Source organism: Chitinimonas koreensis, assembly GCF_014353015.1.
GTDB lineage: Bacteria > Pseudomonadota > Gammaproteobacteria > Burkholderiales > Chitinimonadaceae > Chitinimonas > Chitinimonas koreensis.
Genome location: NZ_CP060704.1, coordinates 4407556 through 4424233, shown reverse-complemented (window position 1 = coordinate 4424233; position 16678 = coordinate 4407556). Strand labels below are relative to the sequence as shown.

Here is a 16678-nt window from a genome sequence, read left to right as displayed (position 1 = left end):
ATGTCGCTGCACGGACTCTACCTGCTGGCCATCGTCGCCGAGGCCATGTCGGGCGCGCTGATGGGCATGCGCCGCGGCATGGACCTGTTCGGCATCTGCCTGGTCGGTACCGTCGCCGCGCTCGGCGGCGGCACGGTGCGCGACGTGCTGCTGGGCCACTATCCGCTGGGCTGGATCGCCCATCCCGAATACCTGCTGCTGACCGCCGGCGCGGCGGCGCTCACCGCCGTGGCGGCGCGCCGGCTGCACAAGCTGCGCATGCCCTTCCTGGTGGTCGACGCGCTGGGCCTGGTCGCCTTTACCGTGCTCGGCTGCGACATCGCGGCGAGCCAGGGGCTGCCGACCAGCATCGTGCTGGTATCGGGCCTGATCACCGGCATCTTCGGCGGCCTGTTGCGCGACGTGCTGTGCAACGAGATCCCGCTGGTGTTGCAGCGCGAGCTCTATGCCAGCGTGTCGCTGCTGTGCGGCGCGCTGTACCTCGGCCTGCCGCTGCTCGGCGTCGGCGCGACCGCGACGCTGGCGGCGGCTTTCGTGGCCGGCCTGGCGCTGCGGCTGTGCGCGCTGCGCTTCGACTGGCAGCTGCCGCGCTTCGGCGACGAGACGATCCGCGGGTTCGACTAGCGATGTGGGGTGGCAGGTCGGAATTCATTCCGGCAGCGGCGTCGGATATGCACGCTGCCGGGATGACCGGGATGACCGGGATGACCCCGGTCCTGTGCGGAAATGGAAATGGAAAAACGGCCTGACATCGCTGCCAGGCCGTTCTCTGTTGTGGCGTCCCCACGGGGATTCGAACCCCGGTTATCGCCGTGAAAGGGCGGTGTCCTAGGCCTCTAGACGATGGGGACTTTGGCCTACGAATCGTTCGCCACCGGAGCGGACGATTCGAATTTTGGTGGAGGTAAACGGGATCGAACCGATGACCTCTTGCATGCCATGCAAGCGCTCTCCCAGCTGAGCTATACCCCAAATTTTGCTGCTCGCAACCTTGCGTTGCGCCGGAACCAGGTTCCGGGTGAAGTGCTGCCTGGTGCGTACAACGCCAAGCCGACTTCGGTATTGGCGTCCCCACGGGGATTCGAACCCCGGTTATCGCCGTGAAAGGGCGGTGTCCTAGGCCTCTAGACGATGGGGACTTTGGCCTTGCGATCCAGCGGCTGGCGACCGCGGAATCTATCGAACTTTGGTGGAGGTAAGCGGGATCGAACCGCTGACCTCTTGCATGCCATGCAAGCGCTCTCCCAGCTGAGCTATACCCCCACTCGACTCGCTTCCGGCATGGCCGGCGGCGAAGAGACGCGCATCATAAGGAGGTCGATCGATCTTGTAAACCCCCTGTCACGCATTTTCGTCGAAGAGCTTGCTCCGGCCCGGATCATTCGATGGGCAGAAGCAAACGGATGAACGGTCACCCACGAGCGAAGCGACGCTCCCTCGCGGCGGCGAGGGCAGGGGAGTAGGGATGAATCAAGACGAGCCGGATGGCCGAGATCTACTGCCCGTTGACGCCCGGCTGGGCCGGGCGCTGCATTAATCGCCTGTGCAACCGCCGAGGCGGAAAGAAGCGCCCGGCGAGCGATGCGAGGCCCCTCGCGGCGGCGAGGGCGGGGGGAGTCGGGGTAAATCAAGGCGAGCCGGATGGTCGGGGCTCACTGTCCGTTAACGGCCGGCTATGCCGAACGCTGTACCAATCGTTGGTGAGCCTCAATGTGATTAGAAGAGCCCGGCGAGCGAAGCGAGGCTCCCTCGCAGCGACGAGGGCGGGGGAGTCGGGGTGGATCAAGGATCGCCGGACCGGTTCAGCCATCACAAATGAAAAGCGCCCGGCTTTGCCGGGCGCCTGCACTGAACGTTGATTACCGCCTGCGAGCATTAAGACCCGGCGATCACCAGAGCTTCCACCATGCCCCATCGGCGAAAATCTCGTCCGGAGTCAGCTTGCTCTGCGGGTAGTTCTGCGCCAGCACCCGGCGCGCATCGTCGCGCAGCTCGGGCTGGCCGAGCTTGTCGTAGGCGGCGATCATCACCACCAGCGCGGTCTCGACGCGGTCGGTGTTGGAATAGCGCTCGATCACGGCCTTGGCGCGGTTGGCGGCGGCGAGGTAGGCGCCGCGCTTGTAGTAGTAGCGGGCGACGTGCAGCTCGCCGTCGGCCAGCGCAGTGACCAGGTAGGCCATGCGGTCGCGCGCGTCGGGCGCGTAGCGGCTCTGCGGGTAGCGGGTGACCAGGTCGCGGAACGCCTCGAACGACTCGCGCGCGGCCTTGGGGTCGCGCTCGGACATGTCCTGCTTGGCCAGGCTGGCGAACAGCGAGCGATCTTCGATGAAGTTGACCAGTCCCTTGAGGTAGAGCGCGTAGTCGGCATTCGGATGGGTCGGGTGGGCCTTGAGGAAGCGGTCGATCGCGGCCAGCGCGAGTTCGGGTTCCTGGTCCTTGTAGTTGGCGTAGGCCACTTCGAGCTCGGCCTGCTGGGCGTAGCGGCCGTACGGGTAGCGTGCCTGCAGCGCTTCGAACTGCTTGACCGAGCGGTTGTAGTTGCCGGACTCCAGTTCCTGCTTGGCCTCGCGGTACATCTCTTCGGCGCTGGCGCCCGGGTTTTCCTCGCCGGGGTTCTTCGGCGTGGTGCCGCAGGCCGACAGCACGAGGGCGGCGGCGAGGAAAGGTAGAATGCGCTTCATGGAACACTCCGATATCGAAGCCGATGATTATAGCGAGTCGGACGCGACGCTACGCGTCAGCGTGCCGACCGATTGCGCCGGCGGTCGGCTCGACGCCGTGCTGGCCAAGCTGATGCCCGACTACTCGCGCAGCCGCCTGGCGCGCTGGATCGAGCAGGGCAAGGCCCGGCTCGACGGCAAGGCGGCCAGCCCCAAGACCCGCGTGTGGGGCGGCGAGACCGTCGAGGTCGACGCCGAGCCCGATCCCGAGACCCAGGCTTTCCAGCCCGAGCCGGTCGAATTCCCGGTGATCCACGAGGACGCCGCGCTCGTCGTCATCGACAAGCCGGCCGGCCTGGTGGTTCACCCGGCCGCCGGAAATTGGTCGGGAACCCTGCTCAACGGCCTGCTGCACCGCTATCCCGAGCTCGCCGGCGTGCCGCGCGCCGGCATCGTGCACCGGCTCGACAAGGACACCAGCGGGCTGATGGTGGTGGCGCGCACGCTGAAGGCGCAGACCGAGCTGGTGCGCCAGTTGCAGGCGCGCAGCGTGAAGCGCCACTACCTGGCGGTAGCGCAGGGCGTGCTGGCCGCCGACGGCACGGTCGACGCGCCGATCGGCCGCCATCCGCGCGACCGGCTGCGCATGGCGGTGGTGCCCAACGGCAAGCCGGCCGTCACCCATTTCGGCGTGCTCGAGCGCTATGCGCGCCATACCCTGGTCGAATGCCGGCTCGAGACCGGCCGTACCCACCAGATCCGCGTCCACATGGCGCACATCGGCCATCCGCTGGCGGCCGACCCGGTCTACGGCGGCCGCGCGCTGCCGGTGTCGGACGAGGTGGCGGCGGCGCTGGCCGGCCTGCGGCGCCAGGCATTGCACGCGGCGCGGCTGGCGCTGGTCCACCCCGACAGCGGCGAGACCCTGCAATGGTCCAGCCCGCCGTCCGTCGATTTTGCGGCGCTGGTCGACGCGCTGCGGCACGAATCGGCCTGACCCCAGTCACCCCTTGTAGCCCCGTGCCGGCGCGGCGTTCCAGGCCCGTCCGCGAGGCCTTGCTGCGGCCGTCGGCCGACCGTGGCCTCAGCCGTGTGGACGATACCGGTATGGCCGGAGCGGTGGTACTTTGGCGCATAGGGTAGGCAGGGTCCGCGGCGTAACATGCCCGGACGATGCGGAAACAGGGCGGTCCGCGGCTGGCGCGCGGCGCCGCCCGGCGACCGGCTCGCCGCACACGCGGGAGCCCGGCGATGAACAAGGGGATCAAGAAGATGGCGAAGCGCGAAAACCTGACGGCGACGGCCGATTGGCTGGCCCATGCGCTGCTGCCCGACTGGCCGGTGCCGGCGCGCGTGCGCGCGCTGGTGACGACGCGGCAGGGCGGCGTGAGTGCGGCGCCGTACGAGAGCTTCAACCTCGGCACCCATGTGCGCGACGATCCGGCCGCGGTCGCCGCCAACCGCGCCGCGCTGGCGGCGGTGTTGCCGGCCGAGCCGGCCTGGCTGACCCAGGTGCACGGCACCAACGTGGTCGATGCGACCGAGAAGGGCCTGTTGCCGCCGATGGCCGATGCCTCGGTGGCGTTCGGCCCCGGCGCGGTCTGCACGGTGATGACGGCCGACTGCCTGCCGGTGCTGTTCGCGCGCGACGACGGCAGCGCGGTCGGCGCCGCCCATGCCGGCTGGCGCGGGCTGTGCGACGGCGTGCTGGAGGCGACGGTGGCGCGGCTCGGCGAGCCGGCGCGCATCGTGGCCTGGCTCGGGCCGGCGATCGGGCCGGATGCCTTCGAGGTCGGCGACGAGGTGCGCACCGCCTTCATGGCGCACGGCGAGGCTGCGGCCGAGGCTTTCCGTCCCGGCGAATCGGCCGGCAAATGGTGGTGCGATCTCTACCTGCTGGCGCGCCAACGGCTGGCCGCGGCCGGCGTGCGGAGCGTGCACGGCGGCGGTTTGTGCACGGTGAGCGATCGGGCGCGCTTCTTCTCCTACCGGCGCGACTGCACCACCGGCCGCATGGCGGCGCTGGTGTGGATCGAGCCGGAGGCCTGAACGGCCGGCCCTTCCTGCAGGCTCCCGGCCTGCTGCCATCCCCGCGGTCGCTGAATGCGACACCGGCGGCCGATCGAACGATTCGATCGGCCGCCGGCGCGTCGTACGACTGCTATCCGCGCCGAGGCGCCGGCGCCGCCGATCCCGCTAGTTGATCGGCTTGGCCTCGGTGATGCGGTAGTACAGCCCCATCGGATCGTTGCTCAGCAGCTCGAACTTGCCGGCGATGGCGATCGGCTCGTAGCCGAAGCGCACCGGGGTGGCAGTCTTCACCTCGATCACCGAATCGGGGCCGCCCGGCAGGCAATAGGCGCAGGTCGGCGGCGTGGCGGTCAGCACGAAGTGGTTTTGCATCTCGCCCATGCCCAGCGGCAGCATGAAACCCTGCAGTTTGACCGTCTTGCGGTCGAGCTTGCGGATCGCCGGGTCGAATCGCGGCACGTGGGTATTGCCCTGCGGCACCGCTTCGACCTGGGCCAGCAGGTTCCACGACACGAAGCCGCCGCGGTCGGCCAGCGGCTTGCCCGACGGCGCGGTGACGCCGAAGCCGGCGCCGCCCACCGGAGCCGGTCCGGCCGGCAGGCTCGAAGGATCGGCTGCCAGCGCGAGGCCGGCGGCGAGCAGGGCGAGGGCGGGACGCAGCATGGCGGATCTCCGATGGATGGCTAAAGCGCTGATTCATTCCACCGACGCGCCTTGGCGCGGTTTCCCGCGGCGGGGGCTGTGGGGGTGGAATAAAACAGGAAGGAATCATTGGATCATACATGCCCGACCATCACCCGGCGTTGCCGGGTGATGGGCTGAAGGCCAAGCCTTCGAACAAGTCGGCGCTTTCCTACTTGGCCGGACGCGGTTCGAGCGTGACCGGGTTCAGGATCAGCTCGAAACGCTGGCCGTCCTTGGTTTTTCCACGTACTTCATAACACTTGTGATGGATTTCGGCGACCTTGGGTTGATGGCCGAGCGATTCGGCCTTCTTCACCGCGGCCGACAGCGGCTGCCACTTGGCTTCGGCTTCGGAGGTGCAGGGCGTTTCGTCGTGGGCCAGGCAGGCGGTGGCGAGCAGGCAGGTCGTCAGGGCAGGGGCGATGCGCATGGTGAGGCTCCGGTCGGGTGGGTGATCAACGTTCGGCCAGCACGCTGGCGATCTGGGTGCGGTAGGCCTGGATGGCGGGCAGCAGGGCGGCGAACAGGCCGACTGCCAGCGCCAGCAGCGCCAGCCAGGTCTCCTGCCACAGCCAGATGCGGCCGGTGAGCGCGAGGCCGGGCGCCAGTTCGAGCCGGCCGGCCAGTTCGAGCCGGCCGGCCAGTTCGGCCGCGCCGTGCGCCAGGGCCAGCGCCAGCAGCACCGCGCCGGCGGCCAGCAGGAGGCCTTCGAGCAGCACGCTGGCGAACAGCCGCAGCCGGCTGGCGCCGAGCATGCGCATCACCGCCAGGTCGAAACGGCGCGCCTCTAGCGCGGTATACAGCGCGACGAAGACCGACAGGCCGGCCGAGACGATCAGGATGCCGGCGAAGGCGCGGAAGGCGTCGAGGCCGATGCCGACCACGTGCAGCAGCCGCGCCGATTCCATCGCCGGCGAGGCGGCCTGCAGCGCGGTCTGGGCGTTGATCTGGCGCGGCAGCGCCAGCACCGCCAGCGGCGTCTTGTACTGCAGCAGCAGCGCGGTGTACTCGCGCGGCTTGCCGTCGTCCTCGTCTTCGTCATCCCCGTCCGCGGCGGCGTTCGGCGTGGCCAGGCTGTTCTCGGGCGCATAGGCCGGGTTGCTGGTGCGGTCGTGGCCCTCGTGCAGGTCCCACACGCTCTGCGGCGTGGTCAGCACCAGCTCGTCGAGTATGGTGCCGGTCGGCGCGAGCACGCCGACCACCTGGTACATATTGTCGTCGTGCATATGGCCGCCCGGCGCCAGGCCGTGCTGGCTGGCGAATTCCTGGCCGGGCCCGAGGCCGGTGCGCGCTGCGACCCGGGCGCCGAGCACCGCCTCCATGCTGAGATCCCACCAGCGGCCGGCGGCCAGCCTGGCGCCGTACAGCGCCGGGTAGTCGCGGCTGGTGCCGACGATGCGGAAGCCCTGCAGGTTGTCGCCCAGCGCCAGCGGAATCGCGCGCGCCACCAGCGGATGGCGGGCCAGCTTGTCGGCCTCGCGCTTGAGGATGTTCCCGGTCGGGATGTCGGCGTGGTAGACGGTCGACAGGATCAGCTGCAGCGGGCTGCCCTTGGCGCCGACCACCAGGTCGATGCCGCGCGCGTTGCTGACCAGCCGCTCCTCCAGTTGCGCGTCGAACAGCATCAGCAGCGCGATGCTGGCGAGGCCGAGCGCGAGCAGCAGCACGTTGAGACCGCTCATCAGCGGCCGCGCGGCGACCTGCTTGAGGGCGAGGCGGGCGATGTTCATGCGGCGCCTCCGCGGACCAGGGTGAAGCGTTCGGCGAATTCGGCCTTGAGCCGGCCGTCGTGGCTGGCGATCAGCAGCGTGGCGCCGACCGCCTCGGCTTCGCGCCGCAGCAGCGCCAGCACGTCGGCGGTCGCCTCGTCGTCGAGGTTGGCGGTCGGTTCGTCGGCCAGCAAGAGGCGCGGCCGGTTGACCACCGCTCGGCCGATCGCGGCGCGCTGGGCCTGGCCCTGCGACAACTGGTGCGGCCGCCGTGCGGCGAGCTCGGCCAGGCCGAGCCGGGCCAGCACGTTGGCCACGCGCGCCATGTCCTGCGGCAGCCGGGCCAGGTACTGCGCCAGCGTCAGGTTCTCGGCCACGGTGAGGCTGGCGATCAGGTGGGGCCGCTGCGGCACCAGGCCGATGTGGCGGCCGCGGAAGCGGTCGAGCGCGGCGCCGCCGAGCCGGCCGATGTCCTGGCCGGCTACGGCCAGCTGGCCTGCGGCCGGCCGGAGCATGCCGGCCAGCAGCGACAGCAGCGTGGTCTTGCCGCTGCCCGACGGGCCGACCAGCACGGCCTGGCCGCCCTGCGGCAGCGACCAGTCGGGGAAGGCCAGCGGCGTGCCGCCGGCGTAGTGGTGGCGAAGCGAAGCGAGCTGGAACACGGTGCGGCGGTCCTCGAGTGGAAGTCGAACTTCGTCAATGGCGGGTTGCGATGGCGGGGTCGTAGGTCGGGCTTCATGCCCGACCTACGCTGCCGGAGCGATCGCAGTCGGGCTGAAGTCCGACCTGCGGAGGCGGCCGCCCGCCGCCACCGGTGCGCCACGGTAGCGGCGCCGCATTGCAGCCTTGCGGCGCTAGCGGTTCCGCTTCATGCCGGCCACCAGCTGGCCGATGTTGTAACGCATCATCGTGAGATAAGTTGACGCCGGTCCGGCTGGGCCCGACAGCGCGTCCGAATACAGCTGGGCGCCGATCTGTACGCCGGTTTCGCGGCCGATCTGTTCCAGCAGCTTGGGATTGCTGATGTTCTCGACGAACACCGCGCCGATGCGTTCCTGGCGGATCTGCCGGATCAGCGCGCCGACCATCCGAGCCGAGGCTTCCGAATCGGTGCTCACGCCCTGCGGCGCCAGGAAGGCGATGCCGAAGCGGCGGCCGAGGTAGCCGAAGGCGTCGTGCGAGGTGATGACCTTGCGCTGCGCCGGCGGGATGCTGCCGATCTGCTCGGCCGCCCATTGTTCGAGCGCGCGCAGCGAGCGGTCGTAGTCGGCAGCGCGGACCTTGTAATAGGCGGCGTTGGCCGGATCGGCGGCGGCCAGGCCCGCGGCGATGTTGGCGACGTACTGGCGCACCCGGGCCGGGTCCTGCCAGGCATGCGGATCGAGTCGGCCATGATCGTGATCGTCGTGGCCGTGCTCGTGCTCGTCCGCCTCCATCTGCTGGGCGACCACCTTCGCGCTGGCCACTACGCGCGGCCCCTTGTAGGCGCTGGCGCGGGCCAACCGGTCGATCCAGCCTTCGAAGCCGAGGCCGTTCACCACCAAGAGGCGCGCGCCGGCCAGCGCGCGGCCATCCTGCGGCGTGGGCTGGTAGACGTGGGCGTCGCCGTCGGGACCGACCAGGGTGGTGACAGCGACCTTGTCGCCGCCGACCTCGTGCACCAGGTCGCCGAGGATGCTGAAGGAGGCCACCACCGGCAGCGGGGCGGCGGCCTGGGCGGCGAGGCCCAGCGTGGCGAGGAAGGCGAGCAGCAGGGTTTTCATGCGCAATGCTCCGAAGCGAAAAAATAGGGTCGAAAAGCGGGTGGGCGTAGGCGCGGGCAGCGGCATTCGCAGCTGGAGCCCGATGCGGGCCGGCCGCGCCTGCGGATGTCCGGGGGCCTGGCGCGGATCAGGCTTCCAGGTGGCGGCCGCGCCACCAGCGCCATAGCAGGCCGCCGCGGCGGCCCAGCAGCAGCGAGGCGAAATAGGCGAGGCCGGCGGTGAGGATGATGCAGGGGCCGGACGGCAGGTCGCCGTGGTAGGACACCAGCAGGCCGGCGTAGCCCGCGACCAGCGCGATCGCCAGCGCGATGGCCAGCATGGCCGGCAGCGAGGCGGCCCACAGCCGGCTGCTGGCGGCCGGCAGCATCATCAGGCCCACTGCCATCAGCGTGCCGAGCGCCTGGAAGCCGGCCACCAGGTTCAGCACCACCAGCACCAGGAAGGCGAAGTGGGCCCAGGCGCCGCCGCCGCCCATGCTGCGCAGGAAGTCGGGATCGAAGCTCTCGAGCACCAGCGCGCGGTAGAGCAGCGCCAGCGCCAGCAGGGTGACGGTGGCCACGCCGGCGAGGAACAGCAGCGCGCTGTCGTCGACCGCCAGCACGGTGCCGAACAGGATGTGCATCAGGTCGACGTTGCTGCCCCAGCGCGACACCAGCAGCACGCCGGCGGCCAGCGAGACCAGGTAGAAGGCGGCGAAGCTGGCATCTTCCTTGAGTTGGGTGGCGCGGGTGACCAGGCCGGCGGCGAGGATCACCACCAGGCCGGCGATCAGCCCGCCGATGCTCATCGCGGTGAGCGACAGGCCGTAGGCGATGAAGGCGATGGCGGCGCCGGGCAGGATGGCGTGGCTCATCGCATCGCCGACCAGGCTCATGCGCCGCAGGACCAGGAACAGCCCGACCGGCGCGCAGCCGAGCGCGAGCGCCAGGCAGCCGACCAGGGCGTGGCGCATGAAGGCGAATTCGGCGAAGGGTTGCCAGAGCAATGCGTACATGGAAGACATGTGAAAGGTGAAACGTGAAATGTGAAAGATGGAACCCGTCCCCTCCCGGCCTCCCCGTGAAGGGGGAGGAGTCGGGCGCAGCGGTTTCGGGTGGCGGTGATCGTCAGACGTGTCGCAATCGGGCTCCCTCCCCTTCAAGGGGAGGGTTGGGGCGGCCGGCGTAGGCTGGGGATGGGGTCCACATTTCACGCTTCACCTTTCACGTTTCACGGCCTTCCGCACACCGGCGCCCGTTCGTCCCAGCCCACCGGCACGCCGTTGGCGCGCGCCAGGTTGGTCGGCGTCAGCACCTCGGCGGTCGGGCCCCAGGCGATGCATTCCTTGGCCAGCAGCAGCGTCTCGGCGAAATGGCTGCGCACCTGCTCGTAGTCGTGCAGCACCGCGATCACCGTGCGGCCTTCGCCGTGCCAGGCGGCGACCAGGCCGAGCAGGTCGGCGGTGGTGCGCGCGTCGAGCGCGGTGAACGGCTCGTCCAGCAGGATCACCTTGGCGTCCTGCAGCAACAGCCGGGCGAACAGCACGCGCTGGAACTGGCCGGCCGACAGCTCGTCGAGCGAACGCGCGCCGAAGCCGGCCAGGCCGACCCGCTCGAGCGCGGTCTCGGCATTGGCGCGCGCGGTGCGGCTGACCCGGCCGAACCAGCCCGAGCCGCGCCAGTCGCCGAGCAGCACCACGTCGAGCACCGACAGCGGGAAATCGCGCGCGATGGCGGCCTGCTGCGGCAGGTAGGCCAGTTCGCGCGGTTTCAGCGCGCCGCGCTCGACGCGGCCGTGGTGCGGCGCCATCAGGCCGGCCAGCGCCTTCATCAGCGTGCTCTTGCCGGCGCCGTTGGGACCGACGATGGCGGTGGTCCGGCCGGCGGCGAAGCTGCCGGAGACGTGGTGGACCACCGGGTGGCGGTGGTAGGTCAGCGTCAGGTTGTCCAGCCGCAGCAGCCCGGGCCGGGTGGCGGCGGGCTGGCCGTGGTCGTGACCGTGATGATCGTGACGATGGTGGTCGTGGCGCGCGTTCATGTCGCATCCCCCAGCGCCCAGCCGACCAGCGCCCACAGCACGGCCAGCAGCGGCAGCACCAGCAGCACGCGCTGCAGCGCCGACAGCGCGATCAGTCGGGTGCGCTTCATGCCGCGTCCTTGCCGGGCGGGTTGCGGCAGTTGCTGCACAGGCCCTTTACCTCGATGTCCTGGGTCGCCACTGCGAAGCCGAAGGCGGCGGCATCCTCGGCCAGCCGCGCTTCCAGCGTGTCGTCGCTGAGCTCGGTCACCGAGTCGCAGCTGTCGCAGATCAGCATCACGCCGTGGTGCGGATGCTCGAAGTCGTGGCAGGCGACGAAGGCGTTCTTGGAATCGAGCTTGTGGGCGAGGCCGGCCGCCACCAGGAAGTCCAGCGCGCGGTAGACCGTCGGCGGCGCCGCGGTCGGCTTCTGCTTCTGGATCGCGGCCAGGAGGTCGTAGGCCTTCATCGCGCCGGGTGCCGCCAGCAGCAGCGCCAGCACCTCGCGGCGCTGATCGGTCAGCTTCTCGCCGCGCGCGGCGCACCTGCGCGTGGCGGCGAGCAGCTGCTGGTCGAGATCGTGGGCATGAGTGCAGGGCATGGCGGTCGAGGTTCGAATGGTGAATTGATGTTATAACGTAACAATTCGGCTGGCAAGGCAAGCCTTTCCTTTACGTCCGGCACGATTGCGGCGAGTTCCGGCCCGGTTCAGTCCTGCGGATCGGCGCCGGTTTCCGCCTGCGCCGCCTCGGCCGCCTGCCGTTCGCGGAATTGCGCCAGCCGGTTCAACTGCTTGCGGCGGACGATGGTCAGCGCCAGCCAGGTCGGCAGCACGCCGGCGAACAGCAGCGTGAAGATGCCCGATGCGACGTGGCCGCCGGCGATGCTGACGACGGCGACGATGCCGATCACGTAGAGGTAGGCGATGGCGGCGATGAGCATGGATTCTCCTGGCGGGGACGCGATCGTGGCGCAATCGGGCGGCGGCTTCAACCGGGGAGCCCGCGCTGCCGCGGGGGCCTCCCCATGTAGAAGCGGCTTCGGCCGCGAATGGCGGAGAGATCGCCGTCCGGTTCCTGCTGCCGCCATTCGCTGCTGAAGCCGCTCCTGCATAAAGGCCAACGGGCTGCGCCAATCGCATGGGGCGATGCGCAAAATTCACGCCCCTGCCGCGCCCGATTTCTTGGATTCCACCAATGGGATGCCACCCCTGCGGCGTGGGATCGTCACGGTCAGGATGCGATCGCGCATCTGTAAAGCAAGCGCTTGTTTAAAATAGATAGAATCGCGCTGTCCAAAGACATCACGCCGCCTGCCGGTTGGCCATAGATAGGATTTCCTCGCCATGCACACCCGTATCACTGCCCTGTTCGGCATCGACAAGCCGCTGATCTGCCCAGGCATGAGCTATATCGCCGTGCCCGAGCTGGTGGCCGCGGTGGGCAACGCCGGCGGCCTGGGCATCCTGGCGAGCGGGCCGCTGACGCCCGAGCAGACGCGCGCCGCGATCCGCCGCGTGCGCGAACTCAGCGACAAGCCTTTCGGCGTCGGCGTGACGCTGCTGATGCCCGGCGCGGCCGAGAACGCCCGGGTGGCGCTGGAGGAAAAGGTGCCGGTGATCAATTTCTCGCTCGGCAAGGGCGACTGGATCGTCGAGCAGGCGCACCGCTACGGCGGCCGGGTGATCGCCACCGTGACCACCGAGAAACACGCCCGCGCGGCCGAGCGGATCGGCGCCGACGCGTTGCTGGTGACCGGCCACGAGGCGGCCGCCCACGGCGGCGCGGTGACCTCGCTGACGCTGATCCCGGCCATCCGCGACGCGGTCAAGCTGCCGATCATCGCGGCCGGCGGCTTTGCCGACGGCCGCGGCCTGCTGGCCGCGCTGGCGCTCGGCGCCGACGCGGTGGCGATGGGCACCCGGCTGGCCGCCACGCGCGAGAGCCCGGTGCATGCCAACACCAAGGGCATGATCGTCGGCAAGGCGGTCAACGAGACCATCTACAGCTCGAAGTTCGACGGCATCCCCTGCCGCATCATGGATACTCCGACGGCGCGCAAGCGTTCGCGCCGCAGCCTGACGCTGGTCGAGGCGGTGCCGCGCGCGATGGCGGCGGCGCGGCGGGCCGGCCTGCCGCTGGGGCGGGTGCTGGCCGGCGTGTTCGCCAGGCCGGCGGCGGTCAAGCAACTGGCGCAGTTCGGCGCGGCGACCGAGGCGATCCGGCTGGCGATCGAGGATGGCGACCATGCGCGCGGCGTGCAACTGATCGGCCAGTCCCAGGGCCTGGTGCGCGACCTGCCGTCGGTGCAGGAGCTGTTCGAGCGCGTGCTGATCGAGGCCGGTCGGGTGCGGGCCGGGCTGCCGGGGCGATCACGGTGCGCAGCCGCTGAGGTCCATGGTGGGCGGATGGGCTTGGGTTGGTCGGACTTCAGTCCGACCTGCGGTCGACGGCCCGGTTGCGGTCGGCCACCCGCCGGCAACCTGGCTGCCGCGATGGCCCCGCCAAGCAAAACGCCCCGCGATGCGGGGCGTTTCGTTTTCGGGACCGGGGCGCCTCAGGCGCCCGTGCCGGTGGTTCAGGCGAAGCGGCCGGCCACCACGTCCCAGTCGACCAGCTTCCAGAACGCCTCGAGGTAGTTCGGGCGGCTGTTGCGGTAGTCGATGTAGTAGGCGTGTTCCCACACGTCGGCGGTCAGCAGAGCCACGTCGGCGGTGGTCAGCGGGGTGGCGGCGGCGGTGGTGTTGACGATGTCGACCGTGCCGTCCGGCTTCTTCACCAGCCAGGTCCAGCCCGAGCCGAAGTTGCCGGCGGCGGACGTGTTGAAGGCCTTCTTGAACTCGTCGAACGAGCCCCACTTGGCGTTGATCGCGTCGGCCAGCGCGCCGGCGGGGGCGCGCGCTTCGCTGTCCGGGTTCGGCTTGAAGCCGAGCCAGAAGAAGGTGTGGTTCCAGACCTGGGCGGAGTTGTTGAACAGGCCGCCGGCCGGCGCCTTCTTCACGATCTCCTCGAGGCTGGCGTTCTCCAGCTCGGTGCCCTTGATCAGGTTGTTCAGGTTGGTGATGTAGGTCTGGTGGTGCTTGCCGTAGTGGTACTCGAGCGTTTCCTTCGACATGTGCGGGGCGAGGGCGTCGAGCGCGTAGGGCAGTTCTGGCAGCTTGTGTTCCATGACTTTTTCTCCAAGACGTGGCCGTAAAAGGGGGCGCGCCGCGTGGCGGCTTGCGATCGGGATACCGCGAAAGGATAGCGCGACTCACCCCGTCAGCCAATAGTTGAGTAAATTACTATGCTATTACAAGGGCTTGGCCGCGCCGGTCGGACCGCTGGAGCATTTGCGCTATCATGGCCCGGTCTTTCATTGTCCCTTTCCCTCGATCGACCATGACCTGGCTCGCGCTCGTCCTCGCCCTGCTGCTCGAACAATTCCGCCCGGTCGGCCGCGGCAACCTGTTCTATGGCGGCTATCGCGGCTTCGCCGAAATGGTCGAGCGCAATTTCAACGCCGGCGAATACCAGCACGGCGTGGTCGGCTGGACGATCGCGGTGGCGGTGCCGGCCGTGCTGGCCGGCCTGGTCTGGGGCGGCCTCTACCTGCTGCACCCCTTGCTCGCCTGGCTGTTCGGCCTCGGCGTGCTGTGGGTCACCATGGGCTTCCGCCAGTTCAGCTCGGCCTTCACCGGCGTGGCCGATGCGCTCAAGGAGGGCGATCTGGACACCGCGCGCGAGCTGCTGGGCGGCTGGACGCGCGAATCGACGCGCACGCTGTCGGAGAACGAGGTCGCCCGGGTGGCGATCGAGCAGGGCCTGATCGATGCCTACCGCCACGTGTTCGGGCCGATGTTCTGGTTCGTCGTGCTCGGCCCGGCCGGCGCGGTGGCCTACCGCGCCGCCACCATCCTGCAGCTCAAGTGGGGCGCGCGCGACCGCCGGCTCGGCGGCCGCTTCGGCTTGTTCGCCGAGCGCGTCGCGGCGGTGATCGACTGGCTGCCGAGCCGGATCACCGCGGCCAGCTTCGCGGTGGTCGGCGACTTCGAGGACGCGGTCTACTGCTGGCGCCAGCAGGCCGAGCGCTGGACCAGCGAGGCCTACGGCATCCTCTTGGCGGCCGGCGCCGGCGCGATCGGCGTCAAGCTCGGCATGCCGCTGCACCAGGACTACACGGTCAAGTTCCGCCCCGAGCTCGGCCTCGGCGAGGATGCCGACGCCGACATGCTGGCCAGCGCGGTCGGCCTGGTCTGGCGCACGCTGCTGTTCTGGCTGGCGCTGATCCTGCTGGTCACGCTGTCGACCCTGTTCTGAACCGCGGCGCAGCGATCTCGATCCAATCCAAGGACGGCAGGCGCCGTCCTTTTCCTTTGCGGAGCCTTCCGATGCCCGACGTCCACTTCCTCGACGGCCGCAGCCAGCCGGTCGCCAACATCTTCTGCATCGGCCGCAACTACGCCGCCCATGCCGCCGAGCTCGGCAACGCGGTCGAGCCCGAGCCGGTGGTCTTTCTCAAGCCGACCTCGGCCCTGCGAGGCGAAGGCGCGCCACTGGCGCTGCCGGCCTTCTCGCAGGACGTGCACCACGAAGTCGAGCTGGTGGCGCTGATCGGCCGCGGCGGCAAGGACATCGACCGCGCCAGCGCGCTGAGCCACATCGCCGGCTACGCGGTGGGGCTGGACCTGACCGCGCGCGACCTGCAGGCCGAGGCCAAGCGCAAGGGGCTGCCGTGGACGCTGGCCAAGGGCTTCGACGGCAGCGCCTGCCTCAGCCGCTTCGTGCCGGCCGCGGCGATTCCCTATCCGGGCGAGGCGACCTTTTCGCTCGACGTGAACGGTGAACGGCGCCAGAGCGGCGACTGCCGCCTGATGCTGCACGACCTGCCGGCGCTGATCGCCTACCTGTCGAGCCGCTTCACGCTGCAGGCCGGCGACCTGGTGTTCACCGGCACACCGGCCGGCGTGGCCGCGCTGCGGCCGGGCGATGCGCTGGCGCTGAAGCTCGGCGGCCTGGTCGATGCGGCCTTCACGGTGGCCTGAGCGGCGATGAAGCAGCGGCGGCGCATCCAGGTCCGCGCGGGCTGGGCCGACCAGGAAGAGGAACGGCGGCCGTCCCTCCCGGCCATGCCGATCGGCCGGCCGCTCAAATGGCTGGCGGCAGCCGGCATCGCCGGCTTCTGGCTGTACTTCTTCGGCTGGATCGGACCGGGCGGCTCGGAAGGGCTGGAAACCGGCTTCCTGCTGTTCGTGGTTTGCCAGCTGCCGCTGATCTGGCGCTGGCTGCGGGCGGGATGGGACGGCGGCGCTAGCGGCGCGGGGAGGGAATGGCGTGGAGTTTTTGCTCGAACCGGGCCGCGGCGATGCGGCCGTTGCCGGCGGGCGGGATGGCGCTCAGCCGAGGAACTGGCTCGGGTAGTGCTCTTCGAGCAGCTGGCGGCAATCGACCACGCGCAGGTCGTTGTCCTTGGCGAAGCTCATCAGGAAGGAATAGACGCGCGGATCGATCTTCTCGAGCTGCTTGTCGATCGCCACGCAGCGGATGTTCTCCATCACCATCGGACGCACGTAGGGCGCGTACGACAGCTTCTGGTCCATGCCGAAGGTGGACAGGATGCCCGACAGGCGTTCAGCCCAGTCGGAGGGACGGAATTCGCGGCCACTTTTGGTGAGGCCTTGAATGATGACTTCGTACGGGTTGCAAATCATCGTGTGCAGCTGGGCTTGGGCTTGGACTGAGGCTTGGATTATTCTTGCGGGCTTGGGCGGCGATCCCGCCCTGCGCCAAAAATAGCGAGAAGGGGACAGCATGACCAAGCCGGTGAGCCGCATTTTACTGGTAAACGATGAACAGCA

Annotated in this window: 17 protein-coding genes, 3 tRNA genes and 1 pseudogene; 6 read left to right on the top strand and 15 right to left on the bottom strand. The window is 69.6% G+C overall.

The window, feature by feature from the left end; all coding sequences use genetic code 11:
• On the top strand, positions 1-624 hold the full coding sequence (locus H9L41_RS18575) for a trimeric intracellular cation channel family protein (RefSeq protein WP_028445146.1): 624 nt from the start codon (positions 1-3) through the stop codon (positions 622-624).
• A gap of 151 nt (positions 625-775) precedes the next feature.
• Here the strand turns inward: H9L41_RS18575 and H9L41_RS18570 are convergent.
• The 4 genes from H9L41_RS18570 to H9L41_RS18555 all read right to left on the bottom strand — a co-directional run bounded on the left by H9L41_RS18570 (position 776) and on the right by H9L41_RS18555 (position 2681).
• Positions 776-851 (bottom strand) — tRNA-Glu (locus tag H9L41_RS18570).
• Between the two features lie 212 nt (positions 852-1063).
• A tRNA-Glu gene (locus H9L41_RS18565) sits at positions 1064-1139 on the bottom strand.
• Positions 1140-1187: 48 nt separating this feature from the next.
• Positions 1188-1263: transfer RNA gene (locus H9L41_RS18560), tRNA-Ala, on the bottom strand.
• A gap of 626 nt (positions 1264-1889) precedes the next feature.
• On the bottom strand, positions 1890-2681 hold the full coding sequence (locus H9L41_RS18555; protein WP_028445147.1) for an outer membrane protein assembly factor BamD: 792 nt from the start codon (positions 2679-2681) through the stop codon (positions 1890-1892).
• Between H9L41_RS18555 and rluD the strand changes: the two genes are divergently transcribed.
• Positions 2680-3657, top strand: a complete 978-nt coding sequence (gene rluD, locus H9L41_RS18550) for a 23S rRNA pseudouridine(1911/1915/1917) synthase RluD (RefSeq protein WP_084299920.1) — start codon at positions 2680-2682, stop codon at positions 3655-3657. The two genes, H9L41_RS18555 and rluD, sit on opposite strands and share 2 nt — an antisense overlap.
• A gap of 254 nt (positions 3658-3911) precedes the next feature.
• Positions 3912-4709 (top strand): peptidoglycan editing factor PgeF, encoded by a 798-nt coding sequence (gene pgeF, locus H9L41_RS18545; protein ID WP_373278937.1) that lies wholly within the window; start codon positions 3912-3914, stop codon positions 4707-4709.
• A gap of 147 nt (positions 4710-4856) precedes the next feature.
• Here pgeF and H9L41_RS18540 read toward each other — a convergent pair whose 3' ends face one another.
• The 9 genes from H9L41_RS18540 to H9L41_RS18500 form a co-directional block, all read right to left on the bottom strand.
• The gene (locus tag H9L41_RS18540; RefSeq protein WP_028445150.1) at positions 4857-5354 is read right to left on the bottom strand and encodes a DUF3299 domain-containing protein; all 498 of its coding nucleotides are present in this window, start codon (positions 5352-5354) and stop codon (positions 4857-4859) included.
• Positions 5355-5544: 190 nt separating this feature from the next.
• Positions 5545-5805, bottom strand: coding sequence for a PepSY domain-containing protein (locus tag H9L41_RS18535; protein ID WP_028445151.1), 261 nt, complete (start codon positions 5803-5805; stop codon positions 5545-5547).
• Positions 5806-5830: 25 nt separating this feature from the next.
• Positions 5831-7105 (bottom strand): FtsX-like permease family protein, encoded by a 1275-nt coding sequence (locus H9L41_RS18530; protein WP_028445152.1) that lies wholly within the window; start codon positions 7103-7105, stop codon positions 5831-5833.
• The gene (locus H9L41_RS18525) at positions 7102-7746 is read right to left on the bottom strand and encodes an ABC transporter ATP-binding protein (protein ID WP_028445153.1); all 645 of its coding nucleotides are present in this window, start codon (positions 7744-7746) and stop codon (positions 7102-7104) included. Before H9L41_RS18525 ends, H9L41_RS18530 begins: the two co-directional genes overlap by 4 nt.
• A gap of 192 nt (positions 7747-7938) precedes the next feature.
• Positions 7939-8847 (bottom strand): metal ABC transporter solute-binding protein, Zn/Mn family, encoded by a 909-nt coding sequence (locus tag H9L41_RS18520; RefSeq protein ID WP_028445154.1) that lies wholly within the window; start codon positions 8845-8847, stop codon positions 7939-7941.
• A gap of 127 nt (positions 8848-8974) precedes the next feature.
• On the bottom strand, positions 8975-9850 hold the full coding sequence (locus H9L41_RS18515; protein WP_028445155.1) for a metal ABC transporter permease: 876 nt from the start codon (positions 9848-9850) through the stop codon (positions 8975-8977).
• A 206-nt stretch (positions 9851-10056) separates the two neighbouring features.
• On the bottom strand, positions 10057-10863 hold the full coding sequence (gene aztA, locus H9L41_RS18510) for a zinc ABC transporter ATP-binding protein AztA (protein WP_084299900.1): 807 nt from the start codon (positions 10861-10863) through the stop codon (positions 10057-10059).
• Positions 10864-10969: 106 nt separating this feature from the next.
• The gene (locus H9L41_RS18505) at positions 10970-11443 is read right to left on the bottom strand and encodes a transcriptional repressor (protein ID WP_028445157.1); all 474 of its coding nucleotides are present in this window, start codon (positions 11441-11443) and stop codon (positions 10970-10972) included.
• 107 nt (positions 11444-11550) lie between these two features.
• Positions 11551-11784: a hypothetical protein gene (locus tag H9L41_RS18500; RefSeq protein WP_034606154.1), complete on the bottom strand. Its 234-nt coding sequence runs from the start codon at positions 11782-11784 to the stop codon at positions 11551-11553.
• Between the two features lie 403 nt (positions 11785-12187).
• On the opposite strand from H9L41_RS18500, the gene H9L41_RS18495 reads away from it, so the two are divergent.
• Entirely contained in the window at positions 12188-13480 is a 1293-nt protein-coding gene (locus H9L41_RS18495; protein WP_187523532.1) for an NAD(P)H-dependent flavin oxidoreductase, read from the top strand.
• Here the strand turns inward: H9L41_RS18495 and H9L41_RS18490 are convergent.
• The gene (locus H9L41_RS18490) at positions 13420-14010 is read right to left on the bottom strand and encodes a superoxide dismutase (protein WP_028445158.1); all 591 of its coding nucleotides are present in this window, start codon (positions 14008-14010) and stop codon (positions 13420-13422) included. The two genes, H9L41_RS18495 and H9L41_RS18490, sit on opposite strands and share 61 nt — an antisense overlap.
• Positions 14011-14222: 212 nt before the next feature.
• Between H9L41_RS18490 and H9L41_RS18485 the strand changes: the two genes are divergently transcribed.
• Together H9L41_RS18485 and H9L41_RS18480 are read left to right on the top strand one after the other, a co-directional pair.
• A complete protein-coding gene (locus tag H9L41_RS18485; RefSeq protein WP_028445159.1) occupies positions 14223-15140 on the top strand; it encodes a CobD/CbiB family protein in 918 nt (305 codons plus the stop codon).
• Between the two features lie 71 nt (positions 15141-15211).
• Positions 15212-15865 carry a fumarylacetoacetate hydrolase family protein gene (locus tag H9L41_RS18480; RefSeq protein ID WP_028445160.1) on the top strand — a complete coding sequence of 218 codons (654 nt, stop codon included), beginning with the start codon at positions 15212-15214 and terminating at the stop codon, positions 15863-15865.
• A gap of 378 nt (positions 15866-16243) precedes the next feature.
• Here the strand turns inward: H9L41_RS18480 and H9L41_RS18475 are convergent.
• Positions 16244-16531 (bottom strand): annotated as a pseudogene (locus H9L41_RS18475) (DUF3579 domain-containing protein); the annotation flags it as partial.
• Positions 16532-16678: the final 147 nt, after the last annotated feature.

What these genes read in the sequence shown, in the direction of transcription:
- aztA (WP_084299900.1), bottom strand. Translation starts at nt 10,863, where the DNA reads ATGAACGCGCGCCACGACCACCATCGTCACGATCATCACGGTCACGAC.
- H9L41_RS18490 (WP_028445158.1), bottom strand. Translation starts at nt 14,010, where the DNA reads ATGGAACACAAGCTGCCAGAACTGCCCTACGCGCTCGACGCCCTCGCC.
- H9L41_RS18485 (WP_028445159.1), top strand. Translation starts at nt 14,223, where the DNA reads ATGACCTGGCTCGCGCTCGTCCTCGCCCTGCTGCTCGAACAATTCCGC.
- H9L41_RS18535 (WP_028445151.1), bottom strand. Translation starts at nt 5,805, where the DNA reads ATGCGCATCGCCCCTGCCCTGACGACCTGCCTGCTCGCCACCGCCTGC.
- H9L41_RS18495 (WP_187523532.1), top strand. Translation starts at nt 12,188, where the DNA reads ATGCACACCCGTATCACTGCCCTGTTCGGCATCGACAAGCCGCTGATC.
- pgeF (WP_373278937.1), top strand. Translation starts at nt 3,912, where the DNA reads ATGAACAAGGGGATCAAGAAGATGGCGAAGCGCGAAAACCTGACGGCG.
- H9L41_RS18520 (WP_028445154.1), bottom strand. Translation starts at nt 8,847, where the DNA reads ATGAAAACCCTGCTGCTCGCCTTCCTCGCCACGCTGGGCCTCGCCGCC.
- H9L41_RS18505 (WP_028445157.1), bottom strand. Translation starts at nt 11,443, where the DNA reads ATGCCCTGCACTCATGCCCACGATCTCGACCAGCAGCTGCTCGCCGCC.
- H9L41_RS18480 (WP_028445160.1), top strand. Translation starts at nt 15,212, where the DNA reads ATGCCCGACGTCCACTTCCTCGACGGCCGCAGCCAGCCGGTCGCCAAC.
- H9L41_RS18555 (WP_028445147.1), bottom strand. Translation starts at nt 2,681, where the DNA reads ATGAAGCGCATTCTACCTTTCCTCGCCGCCGCCCTCGTGCTGTCGGCC.
- H9L41_RS18540 (WP_028445150.1), bottom strand. Translation starts at nt 5,354, where the DNA reads ATGCTGCGTCCCGCCCTCGCCCTGCTCGCCGCCGGCCTCGCGCTGGCA.
- H9L41_RS18515 (WP_028445155.1), bottom strand. Translation starts at nt 9,850, where the DNA reads ATGTCTTCCATGTACGCATTGCTCTGGCAACCCTTCGCCGAATTCGCC.
- rluD (WP_084299920.1), top strand. Translation starts at nt 2,680, where the DNA reads ATGGAACACTCCGATATCGAAGCCGATGATTATAGCGAGTCGGACGCG.
- H9L41_RS18530 (WP_028445152.1), bottom strand. Translation starts at nt 7,105, where the DNA reads ATGAACATCGCCCGCCTCGCCCTCAAGCAGGTCGCCGCGCGGCCGCTG.
- H9L41_RS18575 (WP_028445146.1), top strand. Translation starts at nt 1, where the DNA reads ATGTCGCTGCACGGACTCTACCTGCTGGCCATCGTCGCCGAGGCCATG.
- H9L41_RS18500 (WP_034606154.1), bottom strand. Translation starts at nt 11,784, where the DNA reads ATGCTCATCGCCGCCATCGCCTACCTCTACGTGATCGGCATCGTCGCC.